An 11675-nucleotide genomic window follows, 5' to 3' on the forward strand; every position below is an offset into this window, starting at 1 on the left:
GGACTGGCATGAACGTGGCACGGCGCAAATTCGACGCCCTGATCATCGGCGCTGGCGGTGCGGGCCTGCGTGCCGCACTGCAGCTGTCCAACGGCGATGCCAAGGTCGCGGTGGTCTCCAAGGTGTTTCCCACGCGCTCGCACACGGTCGCCGCGCAGGGCGGGGTGAATGCCGCGCTGGCCAACGTGCTGCCGGACTCCTGGCACTGGCACATGTTCGACACCGTGAAGGGCTCGGATTATCTGGGTGACCAGGACGCGATCGAGTACATGTGCCGCGCCGCGCCCAAGGTGGTCTACGAGCTGGACCACTTCGGCGTGCCGTTCTCGCGCCTGGACAACGGCAACATCTACCAGCGCGCGTTCGGCGGGCAGAGCCAGAACTTCGGCCAGGACCAGGCGGCGCGCACCTGTGCGGCGGCCGACCGCACCGGGCACGCCATTCTGCACTCGCTGTACCAGCAGAACCTGCGCGCGCGCACGCATTTTTTTGACGAGTACTTCGCGGTGGACCTGCTGCGCGACGCGCAGGGCTTCGTGTTCGGTGTACTGGCCTTCGAGATCCTGACCGGCGAGCCGATCGTGATCGAGGCCAAGACCACGCTGATCGCCACCGGCGGGGCAGGGCAGTTGTTCCGTACCACCACCAACGCGCTGATCAACACCGGCGATGGCATGGCGATGGCCCTGCGCGCCGGCGTGCCGCTGGAGGACATGGAGTTCGTGCAGTTCCACCCGACCGGGATCGCCGGGCGCGGCATGCTGATTACCGAGGGCGCGCGCGGCGAGGGCGGATTCCTGATCAATTCCGAGGGCGAGCGCTTCATGGAGCGCTATGCCCCGCGGGCGAAGGACCTGGCCTCGCGCGACGTGGTCAGCCGTTCCATCGCCACCGAGGTGCGCGAGGGCCGCGGCTGCGGGCGCAACGCGGACCATGTGCTGCTGGATCTGCGCCATCTGGGCGCGGACACGATCATGCAGCGTCTGCCGGGCATCCGCGAGACGAGCATCACCTTCCTCGGGGTGGATCCGATCGAGGCGCCGATCCCGATCTTTCCGACCTGTCACTACAGCATGGGCGGGATCCCGACCAACCGCTTCGGCCAGGTGGTGGCGCCGGTCAAGGACACCCCGGAGGACCCGGTGCCGGGGCTGTACGCGGCCGGGGAGGCCGCCTGTGTCTCGGTGCATGGCGCCAACCGCCTGGGCGGTAACTCGCTGCTGGACATCCTGGTGTTCGGGCGCGCAGCGGCGAACCACATCCTCGAGTACCTGGCCGAGAACCGCTACCACCGCCCGCTGGACGAGACGGCCGTGGAACAGGCGATGGCGCGACTGACGCGCTGGGATCGCAAGGACCCGGGCGACGGCTCCGCCGAGCAGGTTGAACCGCTCAAGCGCGAACTGCGCAAGGTGATGGAGGACCACTGCTCGGTATTCCGCAGCGACGAGGTGATGCGCGAGGGGGTGGAGAAGGTCCGCGCGCTGCGCGAGCGCCTGAACCATGCAGTGATCGCGGACCACTCGGCCACCTTCAACACCGCACGGGTGGAGGCGATGGAGCTGGAGAACCTGATGGACTGCGCGATCGCGACCATCCGCTCCGCGCTGGGGCGCGAGGAGAGCCGCGGGGCACATTCGCGCATCGACTTCCCCGAGCGCGACGACCAGCACTGGCTCAAGCACAGCCTGTACTCGCTGGCGGACGACAGCCTCGACTACAAGCCGGTGCGCACCCAGCCGAACACCGTGGCCTCGTTCCCGCCGAAGGAGCGCGTGTACTGATGGCCTGTCGGGAATGCAACGCTCTGCGGGATGCGGTTCGCGCCGCGAACCGCATCAGCAGGCGCTGAAGGAAGGTACGGATGGAATTCTCGATCTACCGCTTCAATCCTGAGACGGATACGCTGCCGAAGATGCAGCGCTTCACCCTGCCCGACGACCAGGTCGAGCCGGGGATGATGCTGCTGGATGCGCTGCTGTTGCTGAAGGAGCAGGACGATTCCCTGGGCTTTCGCCGCTCCTGTCAGCACGGGGTCTGCGGCTCCGACGGCATGAACATCAACGGAATGAACGGTCTGGCTTGCATCACGCCGCTGGCGGATCTGGAGGCGCCGGTCACGCTGCGCCCGTTCCCGGGGATGCCGGTGATCCGCGACCTGATCGTGGACATGGGCAACTTCTGGGACCAGTACCGCAAGGCCGAGCCCTGGCTGGTCAACGACAGCCCGGAGCCCGAGGTCGAGCGCAAGCAGAGCCCGGAGGATCGTGACCAGCTGGATGGTCTGTACGAATGCATCCTGTGCGGCTGCTGTTCCGCCGCCTGTCCGTCGTACTGGTGGAATCCGGACAAGTTCCTCGGCCCGGCCGCATTGCTGCAGGCCGCGCGTTTTATCCAGGACAGCCGCGACGAGGCCACCGATCACCGCCTGGCCGAGCTGGACGATGCCTGGAAACTCTACCGCTGCCACACGATCATGAACTGCACGCAGGTCTGCCCGAAGGGCCTGAACCCGAGCCGGGCCATCAGCGACATCCGCCGCACCATGCTGAAAAAGTCGCTGTGAGTGGATGGATGCCCAAAGGTGGTTTAGCCCCCGTGGGAGCCTGCTTGCAGGCGAATGCCCCTGCCAAAGCCAGACGCGGGCAGGGGCTTCGCCTGCAAGCAGGCTCCTACGGGGGGGCTGGACGGGCGTTTTGGTGATGGAACCCGACAGCCGTACTCGCTGGCGCTGCCGCCGCGGGATGCTGGAGAACGACTGGCTGCTCGGGCAGTTTCTCGCGCAGGGATATGCGCAACTGGACCAGGAGGGTCGCGATGCCTTCGAGCGCCTGCTCGACTACCCCGACAATGTGCTGCTGGACGTGGTCATGGGTCGCCAGACCACGGTGGACGACGGGATAGCCCGGCTTGTCCCGGCGATCCGCGCCGCCGCTGCGGCTGCACCTTCGGCCTGACCTGGTTCTTCCCCGGCTCGCGCTCGCGGGCCAGATCCTTCTGCTGCTGGCGGTCGTGGGGTACGTGCTCGCATACAGTCCGTTGTGGACATTGATGCCCGTGTTCGGGCTGGCGGTTGCCGGGTGGGTATGGCAAGGACGGACACGGCCGCCGGCCTGGGACTGGCTGGGCCAGACACCCGATGGCGCGACGTGGCTGGCCACGGCCGAAGGACTGCGCCAGGAGCGGGTGGACTGGGTGGAGATCCTGCCCGATACCCGGGTGCTGCGCGGGATGGTGATCCTGGTGGTCCGGCTCCCGGAGACCGGTCGGGTCCGGCGTCTCTGGCTGCACGCGGGCCGGTTGCACCCCGAGGACCTGCGCCGCTTGCGCATGCGCCTGCGCTGGCCTCCGGGGCGCGAGGAAGCGGATCCCGGCTGGCGGGTGCGGCTTCGCGCTGGGCTGGAGCGGGGCGTTGCTATACTGGCCAAAAGCCGAGTACCCGGAGGCCCGAGCATGGCTGGACCCGACAATGCGCAGGTGATGGTGGACGTCTCGCATCTGCTGAGCGACGAGCCCGATCACGTCTACAGTGAAGAGGAACTCGACGCGATCGAGGAGCTGGACCCGGAACTCGCGCTGCGTCTGGACCGTGCCCAGACCCATGCGCAGCGCGAGGCGGCGGACGTGCCCGCCGACGGTCCGATCGACGAGGACGCCGTGCGCGCCGCGATCGAGGAGGCTCGGCGCATCCTGATGCAGGACGGGGGCGATATCGAGTTCGTCGAACTCGATGGGCGCACCGTGCGGGTTCGGTTGAAGGGAGCCTGTGTCGGCTGCCCGCGTTCCACGCTAGATCTCAAGAATGTCGTCGAACGCCTGGTCCGCTCGCGGGCACCGGGCGTGGCCAGCGTCGCGAATACCTTCTGACGGCTGCCTTCAGGCCGGGCCGGAGCCCAGACGGCGCAGCAGTTGCCGGAGGCGTCCCGGCCCGAACCCGTGTACCCGCTTGAAGGCCTTGCGAAAGGCCGCCTCCGAGGTATAGCCCACCGCGTCCATCACGCTGGCGACCGACTCGCGGCCATCGCGCAGCAGCCGCTCGGCCAGGACCATGCGCCACTGCGTCAGGTAGTCGATGGGGGTCTGCCCGACCAGGGTGTGGAAGCGCTCGGCGAAGCTGCTGCGCGACATGGCCGCCTCGCTGGCGAGGCCTTCCAGGGTCCAGCTCGCCTCGGGCCGGGCGTGCAGGGCATCCAGCGCGCGGCGGATGCGGTCATCCGCCAGGGCCGCAATCAGGGATCCCTCCGAGTGCTCGCGCTGGGTGCAGATGTGATGGCGCACGGCCATCACGAACAGCGTATCCGCCAGACGATCCAGCACCGGCCGGTAGCCCGAGGAACGCTCCGCGAGTTCGATGTTCATGAGATCCGCCAGATGCGCCAGGCGTTCGCCCGATTCGCGACGGCGGATGATGATGTGGTCGGGGAGAGCGGCCAGGATCGGGTTGCGCCGGCCGGAATCGAACTCGAAGTGCCCGCACAGGAGCTGGGTGACCGGGGTGTCCGGCGGATCCGCACCCTCGACCAGCGTCAGGTGGTTGTCCCGATCGGGCACGGTGTCGCGGCTGGCCATCAGGTGCCAGTCGTCGTGGGGCAGCAACAGCAGATCGCCGGCCTCCATCCAGACCGGGGCCATATCCTCCATGTGCAGATAGCAGCCGCCTTCGCCGACCAGGTGAAAGCTGGCATTCCCCGAACCCGCGGTGCTGAGCTGCCATTCCCCGCACAGCCGCGGGTTGGTGTCGATGCGCGCGCGCAGGTTGTAGGCCGCCAGTACCGTCGACAGCACGTCTTCGTGGGGGCTGATATCCATTGAACGTCCTTTTCCCTTGTGGTTGGGATTCACCTTAGACCGTTGCGCCCCGGGTTTCCGCCGTTTTGTGGTCATAAGGGGGGATCTGGACGCTCGAACATAAACGCCGGCGTCTGACCCCGCGTACTGGCGACGCGGTCGGTCTAGGCTTTCATCCAGTAGCAGACGAAATGGAGAAGGGCATCATGGGCGCGACGGGAAACTTGATGGTACGGATACAGGGCTGGCTTGACTGGACGCGCGGCGCGGATTTCCTGGCGCCCTTGCTGTTGCGGCTTTACCTCGCCCCCATCTTCTGGATGGCGGGGACCAACAAGCTGGACGGGCTGCTGCCGAAGGAAAGCGTGGTGATGTGGTTCGGCAACGCGGACTGGGGCCTGGGCATGCCGTTCCCGTATCTGATGGTGTTGTTGTCGGCCTATGCCGAGGTGCTGGGCGCGATCGCGCTGCTGCTTGGGCTGGCCACGCGCTGGTTCTCCATCCCGCTGATGATCACGATGGTCGTGGCGGCGGTCACCGTGCATCTCGAACACGGCTGGCAGCGCATCTCCGACCCGATGATGTGTCTGTTCAACTGTTCCGGGATCGAGCAGGCGCAGATGCGCCTGGACCGGGCCAAGTCCATCCTGCAGGAACACGGCAACTATAACTGGCTGACCGAGACCGGGAACTTTGCCATCGTCAACAACGGGATCGAGATGGCCGCGACCTTTTTCGTGATGCTGCTGGTCCTGTTCTTCTGGGGGGCGGGGCGCTATGTCAGCATCGACTACTACATCCGTCGGAGGATGATGAGCAGGGGATAACACCAAGAGCTGTGCGAGCAGCCATTACTGAACGGGGCCGGGTTCTATAGCTCAAGGGTCTATAACCCAAGGATCTATAAGCCAAGGGTCCATAATCGCAAGACGAGGAGTGAAATCATGAAGAACGATCTGTTTTCCACCAAGACCCTCGCCGGGGCCGTCGGCAGCGCGGCGATCGGTATGGCCATGGCCACCAGCCCGGTGTTCGCATCGGCCGACCTGAACCACGGCTATCAGCAGGGTGGCCAGTCGCCGCTGATGCTGGCCGAAGGGGCCTGCGGAGAAGGTACCTGCGGCGGTGCCGGAGAACCCAAGGACAGCGAAGGTAGCTGTGGCGAAGGCACCTGCGGCGGATCCGGCGACGACAAGGATTCCGAAGGGGCCTGTGGCGAGGGGACCTGTGGCGGCTAGGAGCGTCAGGCCCGTCAACCCGGCCCGCGTCAGCGGTGCCGGGCTCGGTTTGCGGCGGGCCCTTCTGGGCCCGCTGGCCGAGGCCCCGGAGGCGACGGAACGCCTGGGCTTCTTCGAGGCGGCGCCGGAGAACTGGATGCACCTGGGCGGACGCCTGGGGCGCATCTTTCGCGAATATACCGAGGCCCAGCCCTTTGTCTGCCACGGGCTGTCCCTCGACATCGGCGGGCCGCGCCCGCTGGACCGAACCTTCCTGCAGGACCTGCGGACCTTCCTGGATACTCACGGGATCGAGGATTACAGCGAGCATCTCTCGGCCTGTGGCGATGGCCAGGGGCATCTGTATGACCTGATGCCGATCCCGTTTACCGAGGCGGCGGTGCACTACGTGGCCGACCGCGTACGTCAGGTACAGGACATCCTCGGGCGCCGGATGGCCCTGGAGAACGTCTCGTATTACACCCCGGTGGGGGCCGAACTCGACGAGATCACGTTTGTTCGCGCGGTGCTGGAGGAGGCCGACTGCGACCTGCTGCTGGACGTGAACAACGTGGTCGTCAACAGCATCAACCACGGCTACGCGCCGACCGAGTTTCTCGACGCGATGCCCCTGGAGCGGGTGCGCTATCTGCATATCGCGGGGCACGAGGCCGAGGCGCCGGATCTGCGCGTCGATACCCATGGCCAGCCGATCTGCAGCGATGTCTGGGATCTGCTGGGCGAAACCTACGCGCGCATCGGCCCGGTGCCGACGCTGCTCGAGCGTGATTTCAATTTCCCGCCGCTGGAGGAGCTCCTGGCGGAGACCAACCGCATCCGCGATATGCAGCTCCAGGCGCGGGCAGGGCAGGAAGAGCGTATCCTGCATGCCTGAGACCGACTTCCAGCAGATCCAGGCGGCATTCGCGCGGCATCTGCGCGACCCCGAACGCTACCCGGCGCCGGAAGGCATCGAGAGCCGGCGCCTGGAGATCTACCGGCGGCTGTTCTTCAACAACGTGGCGAACCTGCTGGCCAGGGGGTTTCCGGTCTTGCGCGGGTTGCTGGAAGCCGCCGCATGGGAACAGCTGGTACGCGATTTCTACCGTGATCATGGCAGCGAGACGCCGTACTTCCCGCAACTGGCGGCGGAGTTCGTGCGCTACCTGGCGGACGAGCGTTCGGCGCAGCCCGGCGATCCGCCGTTTCTGGCGGAACTGGCCCATTACGAGCGGGTGGAGACCGAGCTGGTCTACGCCGAAGACGTCTGCCCCGCGGACCTCGACCGCACCGGCGACCTGATGACCGGGGTCCCGGTGTTCTCCGCCACCGCGCGTCTGCTCGCCTACGAGTATCCGGTGCATCGCATCGGGGCGGAGTTCCAGCCGGAACAGCCGGGTGAGGTCCCGACCTATCTGCTGGCCTATCGCTCGGGCGAGGAGCGGGTGCGCTTCGCCGAGCTGAATCCGCTCGGTGCCCGCCTGCTGTGGCGTGTGCTCGAGGCGCCGGCGACGGGCGCCGAACAGATCCGTCGGGTGGCTGGCGATTTCGAACTGGAGGTCACCGATGACCTGGTCGCCAGTGGCCGCCAGCTCCTGGAGCACTACCGTGGCCTGGGCGCCATTGTGGGGACGCGGCCGGAAGGCGTTTCCGGCTGAGGGAGAGGGACTGGACGCCGGCACCGCAGACCCGGACTCCCGGGCATGGGAAAGGCCGGTGAAAGACGCTAGTTACTGAAACAGAAAGCCTTTGGGAAACATTGATCAGTGTTTCCCCGGTTTCAGTGAGGCGAGCGTCAATGGGCGGTAAGCTGAGGGGCTGGTTCAGGTATCTGGTAGACGGAGTCGGGCGTCGAGTGCCGAGGGCTGATGTCCTCCGGGTTCCTCGGCGGCACCGGATACGGGCCCAACTGCGCCGGCACAGCGTCGCCATGATCTCGCTGATGATCGCGATCTCCTCCCTCGGCTACAACACCTGGCGCAACGAGACATCGGAACTGCACCGCAACTGGCGCCAGGCGTCCTTCGAACTGACGCGCGAGATCAACGAACTCCAGCAGGTAGTTCTTTACCGGCGTTATTTCCATCCGGTCGAGAGCGATGTGCCAGCCGGGATTGGCGATGCGGAAACCTGGATACGGGGCTGGGGCCGCGCGGCCAGCGTACGGGATCTGACCTCCGTCCTACCGGATCCACTGCCGGCGCATGGGCTCCATCTGCACACTACCTGGGCGCAGCATGCGCGGCACCTGCACGGGGACGACGAATTGGCCCGCGAGGCGGAGGAGGCGCTGCTGACGGCTCTGGACGACAGCCGCGACTCGGTTCTGGAGCTCATCCGGAATCTGCGGTGAAGCCGTGACCGGTGGTTCAGTAACCCAGCTCGAGCGCGGGCTCGTCGAGGGCGGCGGCCTGCTCGCGCAGGGTGAGGATGTGGTCTTCCCAGTAGCGCGGGGTGTAGAAGACCGGGAAGCCATCGATGAAGGCCGGGTCGTCGGCGCGGCGGGCCAGCCAGGCGGCATGCCGCAGGATGCGCAGGGTGCGTAGCAGAGCGATCAGGCCAAGCTCGCGCCGATCCAGCGGCACGAAGGTCTCGTAGCCCTCCAGCAGGGCCTGCATCTGCCAGGCCATCTCCGGAGGCTCGCCGGACAGGAACATCCACAGATCCTGCATTGCCGGACCGATGCAGGCATCGTCCAGATCCACGAAGTGCGGCCCGTCGTCGGTCCACAGGATGTTGCCGGGATGGGTGTCGCCATGCAGGCGCAGCTGCTGGACCGGGCCAATGCTGTCGAGTGTGCGCTGGATGCGCTGGAGCAGGTCGGCGCTGAGGTCGCGGTAGACCGATTCCAGTTCCAGTGGCAGATAGCCGGAGGCGAGCACGGCCTGGCGCGCTTCCTCGCCACGTGGCACGGGATCCAGTACCGGACGCTCGCGAAAACGGTCGGCGCGCCCGACCTCGTGGATACGCGCGATGAAGCGGCCAATGCGCACCAGCGTCTCGCGCTGCTCCAGATCCGGCGCGCGGCCACCGCAGCGCGGGTAGACGGCGAACAGGAAGCCCGCGTGTTCCTGCAGCGTTTCGCCCCGGTCGTCCGCCAGCGGGGCAACCACCGGGACCTCGCGCGCGGCGAGTTCCTGGCTGAAGGCATGTTCCTCGCGGATGGCATCCGGCGACCAGCGCCCGGGCCGGTAGAACTTGGCGATTACCGGCGTGGCGTCCTCGATGCCGACCTGGTAGACCCGGTTCTCGTAGCTGTTCAGGGCCAGCAGGCGCCCGTCGCAGCGCAGACCGGTGGTCTCGACCGCGTCGAGGATGACCCCGGGCTTCAGCGCGTCGTACGGATGCGGTTGCGATGTGCTCATCCTTGCAGTGTACGGGTTTGCCGCGCATGGTTTCGCCGAGATGCACGCGAGGAACCGCGCTTGAACCGTTACTACTGGGGGCTGCTGGCCGCACTGACGGCTCTGGTCGGCGTCTGGCTGCTGGCTGGAGTAGGGACGGGGCTGGACGTCGAGAGCCTGAGGGCCGCACGCGGGGAGATCGAGGTGTGGCGGGATGCACGGCCCCTGTCCACGGCCGTGTTGTTCTTTGTGGTGTATGCGGTGGTCGCCGCGTTTTCCGTGCCGGGCATCGTGGTGATGACCCTGGCGGGCGGTGCCCTGTTCGGGGTGGTCTGGGGGACGTTGCTGTCGTCACTGGCCTCCACGCTGGGCGCAACGCTGACCTTCCTGGCAGCCCGCGCGCTGGCGCGCGATGCGGTGCAGCGGCGTTACGGCCGGCAGCTGGGGCGGATCAATGAAGGCTTCGTCCGCGAGGGCGCGTTCTATCTTTTCGCGTTACGGATGATTCCGGTGTTTCCGTTCCTGCTGGTGAATGCCGGGATGGGGCTCCTGCCGATCCGGACCTGGACCTATTGCTGGGTGTCGCTGGTGGGGATGCTGCCGGCCACGGCCGTTTTCGCCAATGCCGGTACGCAGCTGGGGCAGCTGCAGGGGCTGGACGGGCTGCTTTCGCCGGTGCTGCTGCTGTCCCTGGCCGCGACGGGTGTGTTTCCGCTCCTGGCGCGCTGGGGCGTGACCGCGGTTCGCTCCCGGCGCCGGCACGCCGGCAGGGGCTGATTCGGGTACCGTATCTGCATGTGCGCATGTAATGCGGATGCGCGGTAAGCTGTGACTTTGGAACGAGAGGCGCGGGATTGCAGTCTCAAGGCTTTCGGGATCGATTTGCCTGTCCGCCGAGTGCACTGCCAGGCCCAAGGAGAGTTAATTACATGACATTGAATATTCTTCTGCGCCAGGGTCAGGCGGCACTTCTCGCGCTGGGTCTGCTGGGGCTCGCCATGGCGGTGCAGGCGGAAGACGAGCCGCTGGATCGACCGATCGAAAAGGTGCTGGAGCCGATCCAGCTGACCGACCGGGTCTACTACTTCTATGGCTCGCTCGAGAACCGCACGCCGGTCAATCTGGGGTTCACCAACAACACCGGTTTTGTGGTCACGGACGAGGGCGTGGTGCTGATCGATTCGGGCCCGAGCTACAAGGTAGCCCAGCGCATGGAAAAGGCGATTGCCGGCGTGACCGACAAGCCGATCACGCACGTGATCTCCGTAGGCTCGCAGGACCATCGCTGGCTGGGGAACGGGTACTTCCACGAGCAGGGCGCGGAACTGGTGGCACTCCAGCGGACCGCGAGTACCCAGGCCGAACGGGGCGAGGGGCAAATCGCCTCGCTGGCCAACTCCGTGGGTGAGGAGGCGATGGAGGGCACCGAGCCGGTTCCGGCACCGAACCCCGTGGATGCCGATGAGTACACCCTGAGCGTGGGCGGCGTGGACTTCGAGCTGATCTATGCCGGGGATGCCCATTTCCCGGGTGACATCATGGTCCATCTGCCGGGCGAGGACGTCGTCTTTACCGGCGATATCGTCTACACCGAGCGCATGCTGGGGATTCATCCGTTCAGCAACCCGGTGGAAAAGCTGGAGGCCTTCCGGCACCTGGAGTCCATTGACCCGGAGATTGTGGTGCCGGGTCATGGCCGCGCGACGGATATGGCCGAGGCGCGCCAGGATACCGGTGATTACCTTGAGTTGCTGGTGCGCGAAGTGCGCGCGGGGATCGAAGACTGGGAATCCCTGAGCGAGGTGGTGGACCGACTCGCGGATCTGGAAGAGTTCAAGCATCTGCGTCATTACGATGACTGGCACCGCCCGAACGTGAACCGGACCTACCTGTTTATCGAAGGCAACATGTAAGCCACCCCTAGGGAGACGCTGATTGAATCGCGCGTCCGCGCTCGATTCGCTTTTGCGTGCGAACAAGGCGCGGTGACCGCCGTGCAGTCATTCTGCACAAGGGAGCCGTAACGCCGTGCGCGCGCAAAAGCGGCCAGTAGTGTGCTGAGTTATGTGCAGAAGCTGGCAGGAGGTGAGCGGCCATGGTATTCGGGTTGGTTAGCGACCACCGGAACCCCTCAAGGAGGGCGAGACCATGACCACTCACAAGAGCCAGGCTACTGCGGATCGCACGTCACTGCGAGCGCTTTTGGGGACAGACGAGGAACTGATGCGCACGCTGGTGCGCGAGGCGGTCCAGCAGGTTCTGGAAGCCGAGATGAGCGACCAGCTCCAGGCGGCACCGGGCGAGCGCACCGAGGGCCGCCTGGGCT

Annotated in this window: 13 protein-coding genes; 11 read left to right on the top strand and 2 right to left on the bottom strand. The window is 66.3% G+C overall.

The window, feature by feature from the left end; genetic code table 11:
* Window positions 1–8: 8 nt before the first annotated feature.
* The 4 genes from sdhA to D107_RS0107735 all read left to right on the top strand — a co-directional run bounded on the left by sdhA (window position 9) and on the right by D107_RS0107735 (window position 3867).
* Complete coding sequence (gene sdhA / locus D107_RS0107720) at window positions 9–1784, top strand: succinate dehydrogenase flavoprotein subunit (RefSeq protein ID WP_018881185.1); 1776 nt, start codon at window positions 9–11, stop codon at window positions 1782–1784.
* Window positions 1785–1864: 80 nt separating this feature from the next.
* Window positions 1865–2566: a succinate dehydrogenase iron-sulfur subunit gene (locus D107_RS0107725; protein WP_018873324.1), complete on the top strand. Its 702-nt coding sequence runs from the start codon at window positions 1865–1867 to the stop codon at window positions 2564–2566.
* A 136-nt stretch (window positions 2567–2702) separates the two neighbouring features.
* Window positions 2703–2957, top strand: coding sequence for a succinate dehydrogenase assembly factor 2 (locus D107_RS0107730; protein ID WP_019583600.1), 255 nt, complete (start codon window positions 2703–2705; stop codon window positions 2955–2957).
* Entirely contained in the window at window positions 2911–3867 is a 957-nt protein-coding gene (locus D107_RS0107735; RefSeq protein ID WP_081619370.1) for a NifU family protein, read from the top strand. Before D107_RS0107730 ends, D107_RS0107735 begins: the two co-directional genes overlap by 47 nt.
* Before the next feature lie 9 nt (window positions 3868–3876).
* On the opposite strand, the gene D107_RS0107740 is transcribed toward D107_RS0107735, so the two are convergent.
* Window positions 3877–4809 (bottom strand): AraC family transcriptional regulator, encoded by a 933-nt coding sequence (locus D107_RS0107740; RefSeq protein WP_018867310.1) that lies wholly within the window; start codon window positions 4807–4809, stop codon window positions 3877–3879.
* A gap of 170 nt (window positions 4810–4979) precedes the next feature.
* Here D107_RS0107740 and D107_RS0107745 point away from each other — a divergent pair, with 170 nt between their 5' ends.
* From D107_RS0107745 to D107_RS0107765, 5 genes are all read left to right on the top strand, one after another.
* Window positions 4980–5615, top strand: coding sequence for a DoxX family protein (locus D107_RS0107745; RefSeq protein WP_018867311.1), 636 nt, complete (start codon window positions 4980–4982; stop codon window positions 5613–5615).
* A gap of 117 nt (window positions 5616–5732) precedes the next feature.
* Complete coding sequence (locus D107_RS0107750; protein WP_018867312.1) at window positions 5733–6026, top strand: hypothetical protein; 294 nt, start codon at window positions 5733–5735, stop codon at window positions 6024–6026.
* Window positions 6016–6900 carry a DUF692 domain-containing protein gene (locus tag D107_RS0107755; protein ID WP_026279281.1) on the top strand — a complete coding sequence of 295 codons (885 nt, stop codon included), beginning with the start codon at window positions 6016–6018 and terminating at the stop codon, window positions 6898–6900. The genes D107_RS0107750 and D107_RS0107755 overlap by 11 nt, the downstream gene beginning before the upstream one ends.
* The gene (locus D107_RS0107760) at window positions 6893–7663 is read left to right on the top strand and encodes a DUF2063 domain-containing protein (protein WP_018867314.1); all 771 of its coding nucleotides are present in this window, start codon (window positions 6893–6895) and stop codon (window positions 7661–7663) included. Before D107_RS0107755 ends, D107_RS0107760 begins: the two co-directional genes overlap by 8 nt.
* Before the next feature lie 272 nt (window positions 7664–7935).
* Window positions 7936–8358: a hypothetical protein gene (locus D107_RS0107765; protein WP_018881187.1), complete on the top strand. Its 423-nt coding sequence runs from the start codon at window positions 7936–7938 to the stop codon at window positions 8356–8358.
* A gap of 16 nt (window positions 8359–8374) precedes the next feature.
* Here the strand turns inward: D107_RS0107765 and D107_RS0107770 are convergent, their stop codons facing one another.
* Window positions 8375–9370 (bottom strand): serine/threonine protein kinase, encoded by a 996-nt coding sequence (locus D107_RS0107770; RefSeq protein ID WP_018881188.1) that lies wholly within the window; start codon window positions 9368–9370, stop codon window positions 8375–8377.
* Window positions 9371–9430: 60 nt separating this feature from the next.
* Between D107_RS0107770 and D107_RS0107775 the strand changes: the two genes are divergently transcribed.
* Both D107_RS0107775 and D107_RS0107780 read left to right on the top strand, forming a co-directional pair.
* Window positions 9431–10126 carry a TVP38/TMEM64 family protein gene (locus D107_RS0107775; RefSeq protein ID WP_018881189.1) on the top strand — a complete coding sequence of 232 codons (696 nt, stop codon included), beginning with the start codon at window positions 9431–9433 and terminating at the stop codon, window positions 10124–10126.
* Window positions 10127–10278: 152 nt separating this feature from the next.
* Window positions 10279–11262, top strand: a complete 984-nt coding sequence (locus tag D107_RS0107780) for an MBL fold metallo-hydrolase (protein WP_018876828.1) — start codon at window positions 10279–10281, stop codon at window positions 11260–11262.
* Window positions 11263–11675 lie beyond the last annotated feature (413 nt).

Source organism: Thioalkalivibrio sp. ALE30, from assembly GCF_000377465.1.
Classification (GTDB): Bacteria; Pseudomonadota; Gammaproteobacteria; order Ectothiorhodospirales; family Ectothiorhodospiraceae; genus Thioalkalivibrio.

Bases quoted from the DNA above. Each gene is read 5' to 3' on its own strand.
- sdhA (WP_018881185.1), top strand. From the start codon at position 9: ATGAACGTGGCACGGCGCAAATTCGACGCCCTGATCATCGGCGCTGGC.
- D107_RS0107725 (WP_018873324.1), top strand. From the start codon at position 1,865: ATGGAATTCTCGATCTACCGCTTCAATCCTGAGACGGATACGCTGCCG.
- D107_RS0107730 (WP_019583600.1), top strand. From the start codon at position 2,703: ATGGAACCCGACAGCCGTACTCGCTGGCGCTGCCGCCGCGGGATGCTG.
- D107_RS0107740 (WP_018867310.1), bottom strand. From the start codon at position 4,809: ATGGATATCAGCCCCCACGAAGACGTGCTGTCGACGGTACTGGCGGCC.
- D107_RS0107745 (WP_018867311.1), top strand. From the start codon at position 4,980: ATGGAGAAGGGCATCATGGGCGCGACGGGAAACTTGATGGTACGGATA.
- D107_RS0107750 (WP_018867312.1), top strand. From the start codon at position 5,733: ATGAAGAACGATCTGTTTTCCACCAAGACCCTCGCCGGGGCCGTCGGC.
- D107_RS0107760 (WP_018867314.1), top strand. From the start codon at position 6,893: ATGCCTGAGACCGACTTCCAGCAGATCCAGGCGGCATTCGCGCGGCAT.
- D107_RS0107765 (WP_018881187.1), top strand. From the start codon at position 7,936: ATGATCTCGCTGATGATCGCGATCTCCTCCCTCGGCTACAACACCTGG.
- D107_RS0107770 (WP_018881188.1), bottom strand. From the start codon at position 9,370: ATGAGCACATCGCAACCGCATCCGTACGACGCGCTGAAGCCCGGGGTC.
- D107_RS0107780 (WP_018876828.1), top strand. From the start codon at position 10,279: ATGACATTGAATATTCTTCTGCGCCAGGGTCAGGCGGCACTTCTCGCG.